Below are 19,131 nucleotides of genomic sequence, written 5' to 3' on the forward strand. Positions count from 1 at the left end.
GTGATTTGGCGCAAAAAAAGGTGATTTTTTCTTCGGTCTTCTCTATAATCCTGCGACCCACCGTTACTGCAGACCTGATTATCGAAGTTATTTCGACAATGAAGGTCGAGAGTACCACCGACTCGAAGGGGTGATGACTGGGCTCTTAGACAGTGTGGGAGCACCAAAAGGGTGTTCCTTTAAAGTTTAAATTTTAATTAACGGGTTATTATTAGCATGAAAACTTTCGTTGCTAAACCAGAAACTGTAAAACGCGACTGGTACGTTGTAGACGCTGAAGGTAAAACTCTTGGCCGTCTAGCAAGTGAAATTGCATCTCGCCTACGTGGCAAACATAAAGCTGAATACACTCCTCACGTTGACGCTGGTGACTACATCATCGTTATCAACGCTGAGAAAGTTGCTGTAACTGGTAACAAAGCTAAAGACAAAGTGTACTACCGTCACTCTGAGTTCCCAGGTGGTCTAAAATCTATCACTTTTGAAAAGTTGATCGATCGTAAACCTGAGATGGTTCTTGAGCTTGCAGTTAAAGGCATGCTTCCACGTGGTCCTCTAGGCCGTGCTATGTACCGTAAGCTTAAAGTTTACGCAGGCGCTGAGCACAACCATGTTGCTCAACAACCACAAGTACTAGACATCTAATTGGGGATTTCGAAAATGGCAGAGAATCAATACTACGGCACTGGCCGTCGCAAAAGCTCAGCTGCGCGTGTTTTCATCAAACCAGGCAGCGGCAACATTGTAGTAAACAAGCGTAACCTTGACGAATACTTCGGTCGTCCAACAGCACGCATGGTTGTACAACAACCTCTAGAGCTAGTTGAACTAACTGACAAGCTAGACCTTTACGTAACAGTTAAAGGCGGCGGTATTTCTGGTCAAGCTGGTGCTATCCGTCACGGTATCACTCGCGCGCTTATGGAATACGATGAGTCTCTACGTCCTGCTCTACGTGCAGCTGGTTACGTTACTCGTGACGCTCGTTGCGTTGAACGTAAGAAAGTTGGTCTACGTAAAGCACGTCGTCGTCCACAGTTCTCTAAGCGTTAATTTCCTTACGGGAATTATGCTTTCCAGAGTTATTCTGGATACTGTGCACCAAAAGCTCGGCTATATGCCGAGCTTTTTGTTTTTTATACGGCTGAAAAATACGCTATTAATTTGATATTTTTATCCCGGACCTAACTTAATACCCACGCAATATTTAGCTGAGCCATTATTAAGTTTTTTCTTAATTTCATGTGCTACAAAATTTTAATAACTCTCGTCAGTAGTCCGGTAATTTTATTTCTTCTTCAGTAGACTTAATTTACTGAAAACAACCGATATAAAAGGGATAAACCTCGTTATTTCGTGTCTCTTCCTTTCGCTTTCTTGTTACAAATCACATCAAACATTTATTATTTTACTGCTTTTGTGACGACACGGGCGATTTGCCTCACAAATGTTACAAAAAGGTAGCTTTATCTTGTCAAAAAGTAGGGTTTTCTTTATCATTTCCTCCCAATAAATATAACGAAATTCATTATGTGTTAGCCATGCTCTTATAAGCGGAATAATAACGATCCAAGGGAGCAAATGGGAGAATGTTTGGATGAGCAACGCGCCTTTAAATAACGGTCGCAGGCGTTTTCTAACCGCTACAACGGCAGTTGTGGGTGGGTTAGGGGCAGCTGCCGTCGCCGTTCCTTTTATAAAATCATGGAATCCGAGTGCTAAAGCAAAAGCTGCTGGTGCACCGGTGGAAGTGGATATCAGTAAAATCGAACCGGGCCAATTGGTTCGTGTTGAGTGGCAGGGTAAACCTGTATGGATTGTACGCCGTACTCAGCAAGTGATAGATAACCTCAAAACTATCGACGATAAACTTCGTGATCCTAAGTCTGAAATGGAGCAGCAACCTGCTTACGCTCAGAATGAGTACCGCTCAATTAAGCCGGAGTTCTTTGTTGCAGTTGGTTTCTGTACTCACTTAGGCTGTTCACCTAGCTACCTGCCTGATTCTTTCTCAGAGCAAGTTCAGGGTGTGAAATCTGGCTTCTTCTGTCCATGTCATGGTTCTAAGTTTGATATGGCTGGCCGAGTGTTCCAAGGTGTTCCTGCGCCGTTGAACCTTGTGATTCCTAAGCACATGTATCTGAGTGACACGAAGCTCATAGTTGGTGTTGATGAGGGGGATGCATAATGCAAGCAATGTTAGACTGGGTAGAAAAACGTATTCCAGCCATGAATGCTTATAAAAAGCATTTATCTGAATACCCAATGCCGAAGAACTTCAACTTTTGGTACCTTTTTGGTTCTCTGGCTATGTTGGTTCTTGTTAACCAAATCCTAACGGGTATTTGGTTAACGATGAACTACGTTCCTTCTGGCGAAGGTGCATTTGCTTCTATCGAATACATCATGCGTGATGTTGAGTACGGTTGGTTGTTGCGATACATGCACTCTACCGGTGCTTCAGCATTCTTCGTGGTTGTATACCTACACATGTTCCGTGGTCTGATCTACGGTTCGTACCAAAAGCCTCGTGAACTACTGTGGATCTTCGGTATGTTGATCTTCTTGGTTCTTATGGCTGAAGCTTTCATGGGTTACCTATTACCATGGGGTCAGATGTCATACTGGGGTGCACAAGTAATCATTTCTCTATTTGGTGCGATTCCTGTTATTGGCGACGATCTAACACTTTGGATCCGTGGTGACTACATCATCTCTGGTGCAACGTTGAACCGTTTCTTCGCGCTTCACGTTATTGCGCTACCAATCGTACTGCTTCTGCTTATCGTACTTCACGTATTGGCACTGCACGAAGTTGGCTCAAACAACCCTGACGGTATCGAGACTAAACTACCGAAAGGCACTATGGGCGATGATTACCAAACGCAATTCAAGTTCCACGATTACTACTCGAAGAAATACGACATCATCGACTCTATTCCGTTCCACCCTTACGGTACGGTAAAAGATTTGGTGGGTGTAGCTGGTTTCTTGTTCTTCTTCTGTTACGTGTTGTTCTTCAACCCAGAAATGGGTGGTTACTTCCTTGAGCCGCCTAACTTTGAAGCAGCGAACCCGCTTAAGACACCTGCGCACATCGCGCCTGTATGGTACTTCACACCGTTCTACGCAATCTTGCGTGCGGTTCCAGACAAGCTGTTGGGCGTAATCCTGATGGGTGCTTCGATTGCAGTTCTGTTTGTACTACCGTGGCTAGATCGTTGTAAAGTGCGTTCTTACCGTTACCGTAGCAAACTTCATCTGTTGAATATTATCCAATTCACTATCAGCTTCATTGCGCTAGGTATTTTGGGTGCGTTACCAGCAACGCCAACATACACACTACTAGCACAAATCTTTAGTTTGGGTTACTTCATGTTCTTTGTACTGCTGTTCTTCTACAGCAAAAATGAAGCAACTAAACCATTACCAGAGAGGGTGACATTCAAATGAAGAAGTGGATTGTAATTCTATTTGCTATGTTGCCATCTCTAGCGATGGCAGCGGGGGCCAGTGTGCCGCTTGATAAAGCACACGTGGACCTGTCGGATAAAGCTTCGCTGCAAAACGGCGCGAAGTTATTCATGAACTACTGTTTCGGCTGTCACTCTACGCAGTACCAGCGTTATGAGCGTGTCGCAACAGATTTGGAAATTCCAACAGACTTAATGAAAGAGAACCTGATTTTCAATCCAGAAGCGAAAATCGGTGATCTGATGGTTAACTCTATGCCACCTAAGCAAGCGGCAAACTGGTTTGGTGCTCCACCGCCAGATTTGACGCTGGTTGCTCGAGTTCGTGGTGCAGATTGGTTATACACTTACTTACGTTCGTTCTATGTGGATCCATCACGTCCGTTTGGCGTAAACAACATTGTATTCCCAAGTGTTGGTATGCCACATGTACTTGAAGAACTACAAGGTATCCCAACACCAGTCTACGAAACTCACCACGTTGATGGTGAAGAAGTTAAAGTTGTTATTGGTACTGAAACGGATGGTACTGGCGAACTAAGTACAGGCGAATACGACAAAGCTGTGGGTGATCTGGTTAACTTCCTGGTTTACTCTGGTGACCCGGTACAACTAGAGCGTCACGCAATTGGTTGGTGGGTGATGGGCTTCTTAGTCATCCTGACTATCATCGTTGTGTTGCTTAAGAAAGAGTATTGGCGTGATGTGCATTAATTGTGCTAAAATATCGTGCTAATTCCCAATTTTAATTGACTGTACAATGGAGGCTTAGCCTCCATTGTTTTTATTTGTAAGTGTACTGGAGGGCTCCATGGCTGTAGCTGCCAATAAACGTTCTGTGATGACTCTTTTCTCAAGTGCATCAGATTTGTATAGCCATCAGGTTCGCATTGTACTGGCTGAAAAAGGTGTAAGTGTTGAAGTTGAGCTTGTTGATGAAGCTAACCTTCCTGCTGAACTTATCGAGCTAAACCCATATAAATCAGTGCCAACTCTTGTGGATCGTGAGCTCGCGCTTTACGATTCAAAAATTATCATGGAGTACTTGGACGAGCGTTTTCCTCATCCACCTCTAATGCCGGTTTACCCTGTTGCCCGTGGTAACAGCCGTTTGATGATGTACCGTATCGAACGTAATTGGTACTCACTAGCTGAAAAAGTAATGAAAGGTAACGCTGAAGAATCAGAAAAAGCGCGTACGAAACTTCGTAACGATCTTCTGACTCTAGCGCCAATCTTTGCTGAATATGAGTACTTCATGAGTGAAGAATTCAGCTTGATCGATTGTTACTTGGCACCATTGTTGTGGCGTTTACCTCAACTTGGTATTGAGCTTGTTGGTCCTGGCTCTAAAGAGATCAAGGTTTACATGAACCGCGTATTTGAACGTGATTCATTCCTTGCTTCTTTGACTGAAGCTGAACGTGAAATGCGTCTAGTTCGTTAAGCGATTTAGATACATTATGGATATTGCAAAAATGACTGCCCGCCGCCCATATATGCTTCGAGCATTTTATGACTGGCTGGTAGACAATGACTTAACTCCTCATTTGGTTGTTGATGCAACCATGCCAGGTGTACGTGTACCTGTTGAGTTTATTCAAGATGGTCAGATTATCCTGAATATTGCCCCTCGTGCCGTTGGTAATCTTGAGTTGGGCAATGATGCGATTACTTTCCATGCTCGTTTTAGCGGTCGTCCGCACTCGGTAATTGTGCCTGTTTATGCGGTTCAAGCTATCTACGCACGTGAAAATGGTGCAGGTACGATGTTTGAACCTGAAGAGGCTTATACCAATATCGAAGAAGAAACGATGGAAGAAGAGCAATCTCCGTCGTTTACTACGGTTAGTGATGACGTTCAAGTTGCGGAGTCGGAATCAGGTGACAGCGAAAGTGAAGCACCTCGTCCGAAAGGCAAACCAAGCTTAAGAGTTATTAAATAAAAAAAGCAGCGATTCCGCTGCTTTTTTATTGCTTGATACTTGAGTTGATGCTTTAGCAATCACTGAGTTATCGTGAATACTTCAACATTTTCTTCGTTATCTTCGTCTGTATCACTTTGAATTGGCTGTGTACCATCGTTCGGTAAGTCAACTTCAACGGGCTCTGTCTTTCCGTACTGGAACCCATTAATCACTTGCTTTACACCAGAGACGTTACGTGCGATTTCTATTGCTCTCTGACTCTGTGCTTCTGTTACATAGCCAAACAGAAACACTTCACTATCTTCAGTAATCACTTTCACTTTAACAGCATTAAGCTGCTCATCAGTAAGCAGTGAGGATTTTACTTTCGTCGTGATCCAACTGTCATTGCTGATTTGAGTTACTGTCAGCGGCTCTTTTTGCTTCATTTGGTTGTGAATCACTTTCACGCCGGTGATTGCACGGGTTCTTTTCTCAAGATCACTGATTAAGTCCTGAGTTGGAGCCTGACCCATCAGCACCACGGTACCATTGTATGAGCTGGCAAAAACACGAGCCTGGCCTTTGAATGGCTGTTTGTTACCAATGGCGGCGACTTCAAACTCAATGTTGTTATCTTGCCAGATCTGTTTGGTAGTACGGGTGTCCGTGACGATATTGGCTGTCGTTGCGGCGCCAGCAATGAACAAACCCGCACAACCACTTAGATTAAACACGGTAAGTAAAAGGATGAGGCTACGTAGCATGATTCTGACTCTCAATATGAGTTATTCTTCGTGAGCAGGGAAAAGCACTTGGTCTATAAGGTCACATAAGCAATGTAAGGTCACCATGTGAACCTCATGAATGCGTGCCGTACGATGCGAAGGAATTCGAATCTCGACGTCATTTTCACCCAGTAACCCCGCCATTTCACCGCCGTCTTTGCCTGTCAGAGCAATAATGGTCATGTCGCGTGTTACCGCCGCTTCCATTGCTTTGATAATGTTCTTGCTATTACCGCTGGTCGACAGTGCCAGAAGAATATCACCCGGTTGACCAAACGCACGGACTTGCTTAGAGAAGATTTCCTGATAATGGTAGTCGTTAGCAACGGCTGTAAGGGTAGTATTATCAGCGGTCAGCGCCATCGCCGGCAGGCTTGGACGTTCTGTCTCAAAGCGATTTAAAAGGCAAGAGACAAACTGTTGTGAATTGGCGGCACTTCCACCGTTCCCACAGCATAGGATTTTATTACCATTAAGCAAACTCGAAACCATGGCTTGAGCCGCATGAGTAATAGCGTCTGGCAGTGCTTCAGCAGCTGCAATTTGAATTTGAATACTTTCTGTAAAGCTGTCTTTAATGCTATCTAGCATCGCTTATCCTTCAGATATTGCGTTTTGTATCCAGTTAATATCTCGGCCACTGTCATGAATGGCGATAACATCGAACCGGTAATCGATTGTATGTACGGATTGTTTTTGGCGGCTTAGCCAAATGTTGGCGGTTTTTATCAGCTTACGCATTTTGGCGTGAGTGACCATTTCCGCTGCCGAGCCAAAACGATCGTTGTTGCGATATTTGACTTCGACGAAGACGATAGTTTCACCTTGTTGGAAGATTAAATCAATTTCGCCAACTTTTGTCAGAAAATTTTGCTCGACAAAGCGTAAACCCTGGCGAAGCAGATATTGCTTGGCCAGGGTTTCATATTGATTACCTATCTGACGTTTACTGAAGAGCCCCACGCTCGGTCCAACTTAGCTCACGTTGTACAACACAGTTGTTGTCGAGGCTCAACACACCTGTCTGACCTCGTATCGATAGCCCCGGAACAAGCTTCATCTGAGGCAGTTCGCCAATCAACTTGTAGGCATCCATTCCGAGTGCTTTTAGGCGGACTTCCATATTGGATTGTTCTGCCCACAGCTCTTTCATTTCAGCTGCAACCGTCGGATCTGGGTCAATCAATAGCGGGATGTCGCTGTAAATAATGCCAGTCAAATCATCGTACGTTGCGCCACCGCTATTACTACGAGAGTTAGAGAAGATTTGTGGTGGCTTGGCGTCCGGGTTAATCGCGACTTCGATAAATGGTTTAATCAAAGTCAGCTCTGAACTTCTTGCAACAATGTAAACAGCATCTACGTCGCGGCGGCTACGTGGCTGAGTTTCAAGTTTAATTTTCATCAGCGATTGCATCTGAGCGATACGCTGTTTACTTTCCTGCAGGCCGAATACGTCATTGATGTCTTTTTGTAGCTGGCGTTTATCACCAAAGTAGCTGGTTGCGACTTTGTTTGAGCTGTATTTATTCCACTCTTCATTAAACGCTTCAACTACTCGCTCGCCGTAACTGCCTTTAGGCGCAAGAATTAGCGGGAAATTGTAGCCTTGATTGAACAGGTACTTAGCTGCCTGAGCCACTTCTTGCTCTGGTGAAAGTGCCAGATAGCAGATATTACTGCCCGGTTGGATTTCTTCAGGAATGTTCAAAGCTAGGGCTGGAATCGTCGGGCCAGCTGCAGAGCCATCCATTGAAGTTTGCAGTAGTTCCACATTTTCTTTTTGCAGAGGGCCGACAACAAAATCAATATTCTCGTTGATTAGGCGCTGCTTAATTTGCTCGGGACTGTACGCGTGCGTATCGATCACGGTTAAGCTTGTGCTCTCGTCACGATTCTCATCATTCATCATCGCAAACATGAAGCCTTCACGGATCAGCTGTGCTTGAGGCGCGAATTTCCCCGTCAGCGGCAGTAGCAACGCTGTATTATTTGGCTTAACAATGTTGAGAGACAGAATATTTTGAATTTCTTCAGGTGTGTAAACCGCAGCCGGGTGTGAAGGGTTTTCCGTTAACCAACGATCCAGCGTATTTCTTAGCTGAGAAAGGTTACCCGACATGGCTTTAGAGTAAATCGCCAGTTGCAACCAGCCACTCAAAACTTCTTCGTTTGGAGCGGTGCTTAGCGACGACAATTCTGCTTCTGAGTAGCTACCGAAGTTCATCCAAATACGGCTGGAAATCTCACGTTGCTCAGGAGACGAAGAGTAATGACCTAGCATGACCAGTTCACGGTTTGCTTCAAATGACTGGTTCAGGCTTTGGTAAGCGTCTGCACGTAACGCGTAGTAATCCTTCCATTGGTCGTTTGGTAGTTTCCACCAAGGCTTAAAGTTCAGTAGCTGAAGTAACTGAGAGTAATTGCCTTGCTTTTGCTGTATGGTCGCTCGCGCCAGTTGCCACTCTGCCTGTTGCACTTCTGACAACTGTTGGCGAGAAAGTCGTGTGATCAGCAGGTCAGCTTGATCAAATTGGTTGGCTTGAATTGCGGCTTTGGCTGCCATGATCAACCAGTCGTTTTGCACGCTGCCTTCCGAACTGTCAGCTTGAATCATGTAGCTCTGCACTGACTGGGTAGGCTCCAGTGTGACATCTACACCATCAGGTTGTCTCGGACCTGAAGAACAGGCGGCGAGTGTAATTGCTAGTGCAACAGGAGTGAGTATGCGTGGTACACTGAGTCTCTTATGGTTAATCATTGCCGTGAGTTCTCTATAATTTTGTACAAAATTGTCTTTATATTAATCGTTGAAGTGATGGTAAACAAATGACAGATAAAAATAATTTGCCGAATGAGGGGCCAACTCTCTATATCGTACCGACTCCAATCGGAAATTTAGCAGATATCACCCAACGTGCTATCGAAGTTCTGTCGAATGTGGACATCATTGCTGCTGAGGATACCCGACATACGGGTAAATTACTGTCTCACTTCAATATTCAAACCAAAACTTTTGCGTTGCATGATCACAACGAACAGCAAAAAGCACAGGTTTTGGTAGAAAAGCTACTTTCAGGCCAGTCCATCGCTCTGGTTTCTGACGCGGGTACACCTTTAATCAGCGATCCAGGATACCATCTGGTGACAAAATGTCGTCAAGCGGGCGTAAGAGTTGTGCCTCTTCCTGGTGCGTGCGCGGTTATTACGGCGTTAAGTGCTTCTGGTTTGCCGTCTGACCGCTTCAGTTTTGAAGGGTTTCTACCGCCTAAAAGCAAAGGACGTAAAGACAAGTTCTTAGAAATCGCATCGGTAGAACGCACCTGTATCTTTTATGAGTCGCCACATCGCATTTTAGACTCTCTACAAGATATGTTAGACGTTCTTGGCCCTGAACGAGAAGTAGTTTTGGCGCGAGAGTTGACCAAAACGTTTGAAACTATTCAAGGTATGCCGCTTGGAGAGTTAATCGAGTGGGTGAAAAGCGACGACAACCAACAGCGCGGAGAAATGGTGTTACTGATTCATGGCCATCGTGAAACGGCGGATGACTCTTTGCCTGATGACGCGTTGCGCACACTGGGTATTTTGACCAAAGAGTTGCCACTCAAAAAGGCGGCGGCGTTGGTGGCAGAAATCCATAACCTTAAAAAGAATGCTCTGTATAAGTGGGGTTTAGAAAACCTGGATTAGTCAGGCGACCTCTGTCTAAACAGGTTTACCTGGCAAAATGGATTAGGGCTGATGATTTTCATTAGCCCTTTTTTTCTTCTGACCAGACGTCATGCTGGGGCGTTGTTAGAGTAAAAAAGCACCACTTGATGCATTCCTTACATCATATCTGTGATCTAACTAGACTCTGAAGTGAGAACTCTATACAATCCGCTCCGGAGCTGACTGGGTAGTCGCTGCTTTGTTGATGTCCTTCGGGAGACTGACGTTGAGGTCCTTCGGGAAACTGACGTTGACGTCCTTCGGGAGACTGACAAAGGGGAGGAAAGTCCGGGCTTCACAGAGCAAGGTGCCAGGTAACGCCTGGGGGGCGCAAGCCTACGACAAGTGCAGCAGAGAGAAGACCGCCGATGGCCCGTAAGGGATCAGGTAAGGGTGAAAGGGTGCGGTAAGAGCGCACCGGGCGACTAGTAATAGTTCGTAGCAGGGTAAACTCCACCTGAAGCAAGACCAAATAGGCCTCCACATTGCGTTGCTCGCGTAAGGAGGCGGGTAGGTTGCTCGAGCCAGTGAGTGATTGCTGGCCTAGACGAATGGCTACCGCCGCGCAAGCGGAACAGAACCCGGCTTATGTGTCGGCTCCAACTATTCGAGACCCATCATTACTTTATAGTAATGATGGGTTTTTTGCATTTTATTGACTCAGACTGCGTCATTACCAATAAACTTGGCGTTAAATCACGTCTAACTCTAGACTTGTGGTGGCGATGATGTGGGAAATCAGTACACTAGGAACTATTATTCACTCGCTGATTAAATCAGCATGAGAGAACAACACGCCCTAAAAATCGCTTCAAGATTATTCAACGAGAAAGCTATGACCGAAACCTTTCAACATATTTCCGTGTTATTAAATGAATCCATTGATGGCCTGGCTATCAAACCTGACGGTATCTATATCGATGGAACATTTGGCCGAGGCGGTCACAGCCGTACGATTTTATCTAAGCTAGGTGAAAACGGCCGACTTTACAGTATTGACCGCGACCCACAGGCAATCGCAGAAGCGGGTAAGATTGACGATCCTCGTTTTACCATTATTCATGGTCCCTTCTCTGGCATGGCTGAATACGCACAAGACTACGATCTGGTTGGCAAAGTAGACGGTGTATTGCTGGATCTTGGCGTATCTTCCCCTCAGCTAGACGACGCTGAGCGTGGTTTTAGCTTTATGAAAGATGGCCCACTGGACATGCGTATGGATCCAACCACGGGCATTCCGGTATCTCAGTGGCTAATGGAAGCGGATTTGGATGACATCACCTGGGTTATTCGCGAATTTGGTGAAGACAAACACGCCCGTCGTATTGCGCGCGCGATTGTGGAATACCGTGAAAACGAAGAAAACGAGCCAATGGTTCGTACAGGCCAGTTGGCGAAGCTAATTTCAGAAGCTGCGCCAAAAAGCTTTAAAGAGAAAAAACACCCAGCGACACGTGCATTTCAGGCATTCCGTATTTACATCAACAGTGAGCTAGAAGAGATCGATACCGCGCTAAAAGGGGCGGCAAGTATTCTTGCTCCACAAGGGCGTCTGTCTGTAATCAGCTTCCATTCATTGGAAGACCGCATGGTTAAGCGCTTTATTCGCAAAGAGAGTAAAGGGCCGGAAGTCCCGCATGGTATTCCACTAACCGAAGCTCAAATCAAAGAGCTGGGCAGTGAGAACATGAAACCCATTGGCAAAGCGATTAAGCCAAGTAAACAAGAAATTGACATAAACCCTCGCTCACGCAGTTCAGTGTTAAGAATTGCTGAAAAGCTTTAATTATTATGACGAAATCCACTCCTAACCTTGCTAAGTTGATTGCCACGGACTTATTCACAGTTGGTCGTTGGCCATTATTGTTGTTGCTTCTTATTCTGGCATCAGCAATGGGAGTGGTATTTGCTACCCACCATGCGCGTCAAGCGATCACCGAAAAAGACCATACTCTGGTTGAGCGAGAGCGACTAGACAGCGAATGGCGCAACCTGATGTTGGAAGAAACCGCCCTGGCAGAACACAGTCGAGTTCAAGACCTTGCAAAAAAGGAGCTTGAAATGAAACGACCTGATGGCGATAAAGAAGTGGTTATCACACTAAAATGATTAGAAAGAAAACCAGTACCAAACAAGGAAATAAGCGGAAGGTTCCCGCAAAAACAAAAGCTGCAGTCGATGAGAAGAAAATCGAAAAAAAAGCGGCAAAAGTCGAGGTAGAAGAGTCATTTTTGATTCGTTGGCGTTTCCATCTGTTACTGTTTTTCGTCTTTTGTGCGTTTGCACTCCTCATTGGGCGTGTAGCGTACATTCAAATCATTGAGCCTGATAACCTGATCAAGCAAGGTGATCTTCGTTCTGTTCGAGTTAAGTCGATTCCTTCTGCACGAGGCATTATCTCTGATAGAAACGGAGAGCCTCTTGCCGTCAGTGTACCTGTCGAAGCAGTTTGGGCCGATCCGGCGACCATCTTTAAAGAAAATGCGCTCAGTCAGACTCAAAGTTGGTACGCGCTGGCGGACGTTCTTGGCGTTGAGCGGCAAGGTCTTATTGACAAGATCAAGCGCAATGAAAAGCGTCGTTTCATTTACCTGCAGCGTCAGGTTAGTCCCGCCATGGCGAATTACATCCGTGAGTTGAAACTACCGGGCGTTGGGCTTAAATCCGAGTCTCGTCGTTATTATCCTGCAGGTGAGGTTAGTGCTCACTTAGTGGGAGTAACAGGCATCGATGGCCATGGCTTGGAAGGCGTAGAGCGCAGCTATGATGAATGGCTGACTGGCCAAGAAGGTAAAAAAACCATCCGTAAAGACCGTTATGGTCGAGTGGTAGAGAATATAGCCTGGCAGGACAAGCAAGAAGGCAAGTCGTTGCAATTGACGATTGACCAGCGTTTACAAGCCATTGCTTATCGTGCCATTAAACAGTCCGTGGCCGACCACCGCGCAACCTCTGGCTCTGTTGTGATGTTGGACGTAAAAACGGGGGCGGTACTGGCGATGGTTAACGCACCATCGTACAACCCGAATAATCGTAGTGATTGGCAAAGCTACAAAATGCGGAACCGCGTGATTACCGACTCGATGGAGCCGGGCTCGACTATTAAGCCGTTTGTGATTCTGGCTGCGTTAGAAAATGGCATCGCAGATACTGATACCATCGTTGATACAGGGAACGGTGTGCTTCGATTAGGTGGAAGCCGGGTAAAAGATGTCTCTCCCGTAGGTAAAGCCAGCCTGGAAATGATCCTGAAAAAATCCAGTAACGTCGGTGTGACTAAACTGGCGATGCAAATGCCTGTTGAAGCGCTACTGGGCTTATACAGCTCGGTCGGTTTTGGTGAGCTTTCTGGCTTGAATCTGGTGGGTGAAGTAACGGGTATTTTCCCTAGTCGTTCGCGTTGGTCACCAATTGAAAGAGCGACCATTTCTTTCGGCTATGGTCTTTCCATTACACCAATTCAGCTTGCTCACGCGTACGCGACGCTGGGTAACCTTGGTAAATACGAGCCGATACATATTATAAAAAGTAACGACAACAATATGTCTCGCCAGGTCGTTAGCCCTGAGCATGCGCGTCAGGTACTTAATATGCTGGAAACGGTAACTCAGCAAGGTGGTTCCGCTCGCCGTGCGGCCGTGCCGGGCTATCGAATCGGGGCAAAAACGGGTACTTCTCGTAAAGCTTCTGCGGGTGGATACAGTGATGAGTACATTACTTACACCGCAGGTCTCGCCCCCGTTAGTGACCCTAAAATCGCACTCGTTGTGATCGTCAATGAGCCGCAAGGTGATGATTACTACGGTGGTTCAGTGGCATCTCCGGTCTTTTCTGAAATTATGAAAGGGGCGCTACAGATCCTGAACGTGGCACCCGATGAAAATAAATTCCAGCAGTAAGCAAAGTTAGCTTACTGCCAAATAACTTGAGTAAACCTGAGCCAAAGCTCGGAGAACAAATATGACTAAAGCCATCAGTATGGACACATTGCTGTCCTCTTGGGTTGATTGCCCAAGTTTAGCGTCCGTTCTTGTCTCTGAACTGGAACTCGACAGCCGAAGAGTTCAACCCGGTACCACTTTTGTTGCGATTGTCGGGCACGTCGTGGATGGAAGGAAGTTTATTCCGGCGGCAATTCAGCAAGGTGCGAATGCAGTTATTGCACAAGCCTGTGAGAACAAAACGCATGGCACCATAGAGTTGGTCGATGACATTCCGGTTATTTATTTGAGTGCTTTGGATAAGTGTCTGTCTGAAATGGCAGGTCAACTTTATCGCTATCCAACAATGGATCTTATTGGTGTTACAGGAACCAATGGCAAGACCACCATCACCCAACTGATTGCGCAGTGGATTGAGCTCATCGGTTCGAAAGCGGCCGTGATGGGGACGACAGGAAATGGTTTCTTAGATAATTTGCAAGCAGCCGCGAACACCACCGGCAACGCGGTGGAAATTCAACATACGCTTGCGTCATTAGCTGAGCAGGGCGCGAAGTACACGGCGCTGGAAGTTTCTTCTCATGGCTTAGTGCAAGGACGAGTGAAAGCTCTGTCATTTTCGGCTGGCGTGTTTACCAATCTGAGCCGTGATCACCTCGACTATCATGGCACGATGGAAGATTACGCGAGTGCTAAATTTAGCCTCTTTACCCAGCACCAGTGTGAAAAAGCCATCATTAACGTTGATGATGAAGTCGGTGCTGCGTGGGCTAAAGATCTTCCAAATCCGATTGCAGTTTCTTTAGTGCAGACAACTGAGTTCACAAACGCATTATGGGCCAGCAACGTTACGTATGCAGAATCTGGTATTACTATCGATTTTGACGGTATGTTTGGCAGCGGCACCTTATACGCCCCTTTGATTGGGGAGTTCAACGCGGCTAACTTGATGTTAGCGTTTGCGACTTTGCTAAGCTTAGGTTTTGACAAACAAGCGCTTTTGGCGACGGCGAATCAATTACAGCCGGTATTAGGCCGAATGGAACTGTTCCAGACAGATAACCGAGCCAAAGTCGTGGTTGATTACGCGCACACCCCGGATGCATTAGAAAAAGCGTTGCAGGCGCTGCGTGTGCATTGTGACGGTCAGCTCTGGGCGATCGTCGGATGTGGCGGAGATCGTGATCCAGGTAAACGTCCAATGATGGCTGAAATTGCAGAGCGTTTGGGTGACAAGGTTGTGTTAACGGACGACAACCCGCGCAGCGAAAGCCCTGAACTCATCATTAAAGATATGCTGGCTGGATTATCGAAACCAGACGAGGCGATTGTTCAGCACGACCGTTTCAAGGCTCTGTCATATGCGCTCGACAATGCGTCAGCCCAAGACATTATCTTGCTGGCAGGTAAAGGCCACGAAGACTATCAAATTCGTAACGGCGAGACGATCCATTATTCCGATAGAGAATCTGCAATGCAGCTATTAGGACTGTCATCATGATTAAAGTAACTTTATCTCAACTTGCTGAAATTACCCGTGGTGCATTAGTCGGTGAAGATATCACTATCGCTGCGGTTTCTACCGATACGAGAACCATTGAGAGTGGCTCGCTGTTTGTTGCTTTAGTGGGTGAACGATTTGACGCGCATGACTTCTGCCTGCAGGCAGTTGACGCTGGAGCAGGTGCTCTGCTGGTGCAAAAACGTCTCGATGTGGATGTCCCACAAGTAGTGGTCGCTGACAGCAAAATTGCTTTGGGTGAAATCGCAGCCTGGGTTCACCAATCTTGCCAAACGCCAACGGTTGCTATTACGGGTAGCTGCGGTAAAACCACAGTAAAAGAAATGGTGGCGAGCATTCTTCAGTTGAAAGGTCAGGTGTTGTTTACAGCCGGTAACTTCAACAACGATATCGGTGTGCCATTAACGCTCTTACGTTCGCAAGCCGACGATGACTATGCCGTCATTGAGCTGGGCGCTAACCATATCGGTGAAATTGCCTATACCACTCAATTAGTGAAACCGGATATCGCGCTGGTCAACAATGTTGCAGCGGCACACCTTGAAGGGTTTGGTTCCATTGAAGGCGTTAAGCATGCGAAAGGTGAAATCTACCAAGGATTATCAGCTGGCGGAATCGCAATTGTTAACCTGGATAGTCAGGGTGATGCGTTATGGCAATCAGTCCTTGCCGATAAGAAGGTGATCACTTTTTCGCAAAGTAACACTCAAGCTGATTTCTATGCTTCCGATATAGTAATGAATGAAGAAGGTAAAGCCAGCTTCACTCTGCACCTAGCCGAAGATGGACAAGAAATTGAACTATCGCTGGGTATTATTGGTCAACACAATGTTGCGAATGCGATTGCGGCTGCAATTATTACCCTAAAAATGGGTGCCTCGATTGAAGAAATTCAATCTGGCCTGCTGAATCTTAATAAGGTTAAAGGCCGAGTAGACGTTGAGCAACTGAGTCAATCTGTCAAGCTGATTGATGACAGCTATAATGCCAGTGTTCCCGCGATGAAAGCCGCAGTGGACTTATTGGCTGCTTTCAAGGGACAACGTTGGTTGATTTTAGGCAATATGGCTGAATTGGGCGAGGAAAGTCTTGCACTTCATCGTCAAGTCGGGGAACATGCTGCCCCACAAAAATTTGAACACGTTCTCACGTATGGGGCGGACGCAAAGGTAATCAGTGACCTGTGCGACGGCACTCACTTTGAGACACATCAAGATATGATTGACTACATCAAGCAGCATCTAGACCAAACCGTTTCTGAAAACCACACCATATTGGTTAAAGGAGCGAACGGTGCTCGTATGTTTGAAGTCGCTGCTGCTTTGAAGGAGTATTTTTAATGATTATCTGGCTTGCCGAGCTGCTACAGCCATATTTTTCTTTTTTTCGCTTGTTTGAATACCTGTCTTTTCGAGCAATATTAAGTGTACTAACTGCCTTAGGCCTGTCTCTTTGGATGGGACCTATCATGATCAAGCGTTTGCAAATGCTGCAAATCGGTCAGGTAGTACGTAACGAAGGCCCAGAATCTCACTTTAGTAAACGTGGTACACCGACCATGGGCGGTATCATGATTTTGGCTGCAATTTCTATCACTATTCTGCTTTGGGCGGATTTATCAAACCCTTATGTCTGGGCGGTACTTGCGGTGTTACTTGGCTATGGTGCTGTCGGATTTGTCGACGACTATCGTAAGGTAGTGCGTAAGAATACCGATGGTTTGATCGCGCGCTGGAAATACTTTTGGCAGTCGTTAATTGCATTTGTGGTGGCATTCGCGCTTTACGCTTACGGCAAAGATACTGCTGCAACTCAACTTGTGGTGCCATTCTTTAAAGATGTCATGCCGCAAATGGGCATGTTGTACATTATCTTCACTTATTTTGTGATTGTCGGTACGAGTAACGCGGTAAACCTGACTGATGGTCTGGATGGCTTGGCGATTATGCCAACGGTTCTGGTAGCAGCTGGCTTTGCAGTTATTTCTTGGGCGACAGGTAACGTTAATTTCTCTGAGTACCTGCATATCCCTTACCTTCCTCACGCTTCTGAATTGGTAGTCGTCTGTACGGCGATTGTTGGTGCTGGTCTTGGCTTTTTGTGGTTCAACACTTACCCAGCGCAAGTATTCATGGGCGATGTAGGCTCACTTGCTTTGGGCGGTGCGCTAGGTACCATCGCAGTATTGGTTCGTCAGGAATTTGTACTGGTTATCATGGGTGGTGTATTTGTGATGGAAACCCTGTCGGTTATTCTTCAGGTGGGTTCTTACAAACTACGTGGTCAGCGTATTTTCCGCATGGCACCTATCCATCACCACTATGAACTTAAAGGTTGGCCAGAGCCTCGTGTTATCGTGCGTTTCTGGATTATTTCTATTGTTCTTGTTCTGATTGGCCTAGCAACACTGAAGGTGCGTTAATCGCGCCTTCTCAGACAAGAGTTACAGTGTGAACAAATATGGAACGTTGGCAAAACATACATAGTGTTGTCGTCGTAGGGCTCGGTATTACCGGGCTCTCTGTCGTTAAACACCTAAGAAAATATCAGCCACAGCTGGTGGTTAAAGTCATTGATACTCGAGCTAATCCTCCGGGGGCTGAACGCCTTCCTGAAGGGGTTGAACTGCACAGCGGTGGCTGGAATGCCGCGTGGCTTGCAGAGGCTGACTTGGTGGTGACGAACCCTGGTATCGCACTTGCGACGCCTGAAATTCAGTCTGTACTAGGCCAGGGGACCCCTGTTGTCGGTGATATTGAACTGTTTGCTTGGGCAGTCACTAAGCCCGTTGTAGCGATTACCGGCTCAAACGGTAAAAGCACGGTAACAGATTTGACTGGCGTAATGGCAAAAGCCGCTGGGTTAAGCGTTGGTGTTGGCGGCAATATTGGCGTTCCTGCGCTCGATCTACTTGATCAAGAAGCAGACTTGTATGTGCTTGAACTTTCTAGCTTCCAGTTGGAAACCACGTCTAGCCTCAAGTTAAAAGCGGCAGCGTTTCTGAATCTTTCTGAAGATCATATGGATCGTTATGAAAGCATGGCCGACTACCGATCAGCAAAATTGCGTATTTTTAATCATGCTGAGCTTGCGGTAGTGAATCGAGATGATCAGGAGACCTTCCCAGATCATGACATGCCTGTGGTTACCTTTGGTGGCGATGAGCAAGCGTTTGGTTTAGAAACCGATGGTGAGAGAACCTGGTTACTTGATCACGGCCAGCGCGTGATTGCCAGTGATGAACTCAAGCTTGTCGGTAAGCACAATTTAGCGAACGTACTGGTTGTATTAGCACTGCTTAAGGCTGCGGGTGTTGATTGTCACAACACATTGAATACACTAAAAAATTACACCGGACTGACACACCGTTGCCAGGTTGTTGAAGATAATCAAGGTGTTAAATGGGTCAATGATTCCAAGGCAACCAATATTGCGAGCACGATGGCGGCACTATCGGGGTTGGAGCTGACTGGCAAGTTGTATCTACTGGTTGGTGGCGTTGGTAAAGGCGCAGATTTCACTCCATTAGAACCGATTTTCGCGACGCTGAATTTACAATTGTGCTGCTTTGGTAAAGATGGTGATGAGTTTTTACCATTGCATCCATCTGCGACTCGTTTCGATACGATGGAAGATGTGATTCAGCAAATATCTTCACAGTTAAAAGCGGGTGATATGGTGATGCTGTCTCCTGCATGTGCTAGCTTTGATCAATTCGACAACTTTATGGCAAGAGGTGATGTATTCGCCGCGCTTGCTAAAAAATACGCATAACAATTGAAGGTC

19 protein-coding genes and 1 other RNA gene are annotated in these 19,131 nt (G+C 46.2%); 16 read left to right on the forward strand and 4 right to left on the reverse strand.

Features of this window, described 5'->3' with window-relative positions:
- Nucleotides 1-216: 216 nt before the first annotated feature.
- The 7 genes from rplM (at nt 217) to sspB (ending at nt 5,419) form a co-directional block, all read left to right on the forward strand.
- Nucleotides 217-645: a 50S ribosomal protein L13 gene (gene rplM, locus L9Q40_RS13510; protein WP_005396465.1), complete on the forward strand. Its 429-nt coding sequence runs from the start codon at nt 217-219 to the stop codon at nt 643-645.
- Nucleotides 646-660: 15 nt separating this feature from the next.
- Nucleotides 661-1,053 (forward strand): 30S ribosomal protein S9, encoded by a 393-nt coding sequence (rpsI, locus tag L9Q40_RS13515; protein WP_014230782.1) that lies wholly within the window; start codon nt 661-663, stop codon nt 1,051-1,053.
- A 544-nt stretch (nt 1,054-1,597) separates the two neighbouring features.
- Complete coding sequence (gene petA, locus L9Q40_RS13520) at nt 1,598-2,188, forward strand: ubiquinol-cytochrome c reductase iron-sulfur subunit (protein ID WP_014230783.1); 591 nt, start codon at nt 1,598-1,600, stop codon at nt 2,186-2,188.
- Nucleotides 2,188-3,453 (forward strand): cytochrome b, encoded by a 1,266-nt coding sequence (locus tag L9Q40_RS13525; protein WP_014230784.1) that lies wholly within the window; start codon nt 2,188-2,190, stop codon nt 3,451-3,453. Before petA ends, L9Q40_RS13525 begins: the two co-directional genes overlap by 1 nt.
- The gene (locus L9Q40_RS13530) at nt 3,450-4,187 is read left to right on the forward strand and encodes a cytochrome c1 (RefSeq protein WP_014230785.1); all 738 of its coding nucleotides are present in this window, start codon (nt 3,450-3,452) and stop codon (nt 4,185-4,187) included. Before L9Q40_RS13525 ends, L9Q40_RS13530 begins: the two co-directional genes overlap by 4 nt.
- Before the next feature lie 97 nt (nt 4,188-4,284).
- Nucleotides 4,285-4,920, forward strand: a complete 636-nt coding sequence (sspA, locus tag L9Q40_RS13535; protein WP_014230786.1) for a stringent starvation protein SspA — start codon at nt 4,285-4,287, stop codon at nt 4,918-4,920.
- A gap of 16 nt (nt 4,921-4,936) precedes the next feature.
- Nucleotides 4,937-5,419, forward strand: a complete 483-nt coding sequence (gene sspB, locus L9Q40_RS13540) for a ClpXP protease specificity-enhancing factor (protein WP_498793591.1) — start codon at nt 4,937-4,939, stop codon at nt 5,417-5,419.
- A 59-nt stretch (nt 5,420-5,478) separates the two neighbouring features.
- On the opposite strand, the gene L9Q40_RS13545 is transcribed toward sspB, so the two are convergent.
- From L9Q40_RS13545 to L9Q40_RS13560, 4 genes are read right to left on the reverse strand one after another with little or no spacing between them, the layout of a single operon-like run.
- Nucleotides 5,479-6,147: a BON domain-containing protein gene (locus tag L9Q40_RS13545; protein ID WP_014230788.1), complete on the reverse strand. Its 669-nt coding sequence runs from the start codon at nt 6,145-6,147 to the stop codon at nt 5,479-5,481.
- Between the two features lie 21 nt (nt 6,148-6,168).
- Nucleotides 6,169-6,759: a phosphoheptose isomerase gene (locus tag L9Q40_RS13550; protein ID WP_014230789.1), complete on the reverse strand. Its 591-nt coding sequence runs from the start codon at nt 6,757-6,759 to the stop codon at nt 6,169-6,171.
- Between the two features lie 3 nt (nt 6,760-6,762).
- Nucleotides 6,763-7,131: a YraN family protein gene (locus L9Q40_RS13555; protein ID WP_065301954.1), complete on the reverse strand. Its 369-nt coding sequence runs from the start codon at nt 7,129-7,131 to the stop codon at nt 6,763-6,765.
- Entirely contained in the window at nt 7,115-8,929 is a 1,815-nt protein-coding gene (locus L9Q40_RS13560; protein WP_065299119.1) for a penicillin-binding protein activator, read from the reverse strand. Before L9Q40_RS13560 ends, L9Q40_RS13555 begins: the two co-directional genes overlap by 17 nt.
- A 68-nt stretch (nt 8,930-8,997) precedes the next feature.
- Here L9Q40_RS13560 and rsmI point away from each other — a divergent pair, with 68 nt between their 5' ends.
- From rsmI to murD, 9 genes are all read left to right on the forward strand, one after another.
- Complete coding sequence (gene rsmI / locus L9Q40_RS13565; RefSeq protein ID WP_065296338.1) at nt 8,998-9,861, forward strand: 16S rRNA (cytidine(1402)-2'-O)-methyltransferase; 864 nt, start codon at nt 8,998-9,000, stop codon at nt 9,859-9,861.
- 196 nt (nt 9,862-10,057) lie between these two features.
- Nucleotides 10,058-10,487: RNase P RNA component class A (gene rnpB, locus L9Q40_RS13570), an RNA gene on the forward strand.
- Nucleotides 10,488-10,717: 230 nt separating this feature from the next.
- Nucleotides 10,718-11,668: a 16S rRNA (cytosine(1402)-N(4))-methyltransferase RsmH gene (gene rsmH, locus L9Q40_RS13575; RefSeq protein ID WP_498793592.1), complete on the forward strand. Its 951-nt coding sequence runs from the start codon at nt 10,718-10,720 to the stop codon at nt 11,666-11,668.
- A 5-nt stretch (nt 11,669-11,673) separates the two neighbouring features.
- Nucleotides 11,674-11,991: a cell division protein FtsL gene (ftsL, locus tag L9Q40_RS13580; RefSeq protein ID WP_020335883.1), complete on the forward strand. Its 318-nt coding sequence runs from the start codon at nt 11,674-11,676 to the stop codon at nt 11,989-11,991.
- Complete coding sequence (locus tag L9Q40_RS13585; protein WP_020335884.1) at nt 11,988-13,781, forward strand: peptidoglycan glycosyltransferase FtsI; 1,794 nt, start codon at nt 11,988-11,990, stop codon at nt 13,779-13,781. The genes ftsL and L9Q40_RS13585 overlap by 4 nt, the downstream gene beginning before the upstream one ends.
- 61 nt (nt 13,782-13,842) lie before the next feature.
- Nucleotides 13,843-15,324, forward strand: a complete 1,482-nt coding sequence (murE, locus tag L9Q40_RS13590; RefSeq protein ID WP_498793593.1) for a UDP-N-acetylmuramoyl-L-alanyl-D-glutamate--2,6-diaminopimelate ligase — start codon at nt 13,843-13,845, stop codon at nt 15,322-15,324.
- On the forward strand, nt 15,321-16,685 hold the full coding sequence (locus tag L9Q40_RS13595; RefSeq protein WP_498793594.1) for a UDP-N-acetylmuramoyl-tripeptide--D-alanyl-D-alanine ligase: 1,365 nt from the start codon (nt 15,321-15,323) through the stop codon (nt 16,683-16,685). The genes murE and L9Q40_RS13595 overlap by 4 nt, the downstream gene beginning before the upstream one ends.
- Nucleotides 16,685-17,767, forward strand: coding sequence for a phospho-N-acetylmuramoyl-pentapeptide-transferase (mraY, locus tag L9Q40_RS13600; RefSeq protein WP_014230799.1), 1,083 nt, complete (start codon nt 16,685-16,687; stop codon nt 17,765-17,767). Before L9Q40_RS13595 ends, mraY begins: the two co-directional genes overlap by 1 nt.
- 38 nt (nt 17,768-17,805) lie before the next feature.
- Nucleotides 17,806-19,119: a UDP-N-acetylmuramoyl-L-alanine--D-glutamate ligase gene (gene murD, locus L9Q40_RS13605; protein ID WP_498793595.1), complete on the forward strand. Its 1,314-nt coding sequence runs from the start codon at nt 17,806-17,808 to the stop codon at nt 19,117-19,119.
- Nucleotides 19,120-19,131: the final 12 nt, after the last annotated feature.

The organism is Allocatenococcus thiocycli (assembly GCF_921292965.1).
Taxonomy (GTDB): domain Bacteria; phylum Pseudomonadota; class Gammaproteobacteria; order Enterobacterales; family Vibrionaceae; genus Vibrio; species Vibrio natriegens.

Excerpts from the sequence above, each read along its gene's own strand:
- L9Q40_RS13560 (WP_065299119.1), bottom strand. The coding sequence starts at position 8,929 with ATGATTAACCATAAGAGACTCAGTGTACCACGCATACTCACTCCTGTT.
- murD (WP_498793595.1), top strand. The coding sequence starts at position 17,806 with ATGGAACGTTGGCAAAACATACATAGTGTTGTCGTCGTAGGGCTCGGT.
- mraY (WP_014230799.1), top strand. The coding sequence starts at position 16,685 with ATGATTATCTGGCTTGCCGAGCTGCTACAGCCATATTTTTCTTTTTTT.
- L9Q40_RS13545 (WP_014230788.1), bottom strand. The coding sequence starts at position 6,147 with ATGCTACGTAGCCTCATCCTTTTACTTACCGTGTTTAATCTAAGTGGT.
- L9Q40_RS13530 (WP_014230785.1), top strand. The coding sequence starts at position 3,450 with ATGAAGAAGTGGATTGTAATTCTATTTGCTATGTTGCCATCTCTAGCG.
- L9Q40_RS13525 (WP_014230784.1), top strand. The coding sequence starts at position 2,188 with ATGCAAGCAATGTTAGACTGGGTAGAAAAACGTATTCCAGCCATGAAT.
- L9Q40_RS13585 (WP_020335884.1), top strand. The coding sequence starts at position 11,988 with ATGATTAGAAAGAAAACCAGTACCAAACAAGGAAATAAGCGGAAGGTT.
- L9Q40_RS13550 (WP_014230789.1), bottom strand. The coding sequence starts at position 6,759 with ATGCTAGATAGCATTAAAGACAGCTTTACAGAAAGTATTCAAATTCAA.
- L9Q40_RS13595 (WP_498793594.1), top strand. The coding sequence starts at position 15,321 with ATGATTAAAGTAACTTTATCTCAACTTGCTGAAATTACCCGTGGTGCA.
- murE (WP_498793593.1), top strand. The coding sequence starts at position 13,843 with ATGACTAAAGCCATCAGTATGGACACATTGCTGTCCTCTTGGGTTGAT.
- rplM (WP_005396465.1), top strand. The coding sequence starts at position 217 with ATGAAAACTTTCGTTGCTAAACCAGAAACTGTAAAACGCGACTGGTAC.
- petA (WP_014230783.1), top strand. The coding sequence starts at position 1,598 with ATGAGCAACGCGCCTTTAAATAACGGTCGCAGGCGTTTTCTAACCGCT.
- rsmI (WP_065296338.1), top strand. The coding sequence starts at position 8,998 with ATGACAGATAAAAATAATTTGCCGAATGAGGGGCCAACTCTCTATATC.
- sspB (WP_498793591.1), top strand. The coding sequence starts at position 4,937 with ATGGATATTGCAAAAATGACTGCCCGCCGCCCATATATGCTTCGAGCA.
- rsmH (WP_498793592.1), top strand. The coding sequence starts at position 10,718 with ATGACCGAAACCTTTCAACATATTTCCGTGTTATTAAATGAATCCATT.
- sspA (WP_014230786.1), top strand. The coding sequence starts at position 4,285 with ATGGCTGTAGCTGCCAATAAACGTTCTGTGATGACTCTTTTCTCAAGT.
- ftsL (WP_020335883.1), top strand. The coding sequence starts at position 11,674 with ATGACGAAATCCACTCCTAACCTTGCTAAGTTGATTGCCACGGACTTA.
- rpsI (WP_014230782.1), top strand. The coding sequence starts at position 661 with ATGGCAGAGAATCAATACTACGGCACTGGCCGTCGCAAAAGCTCAGCT.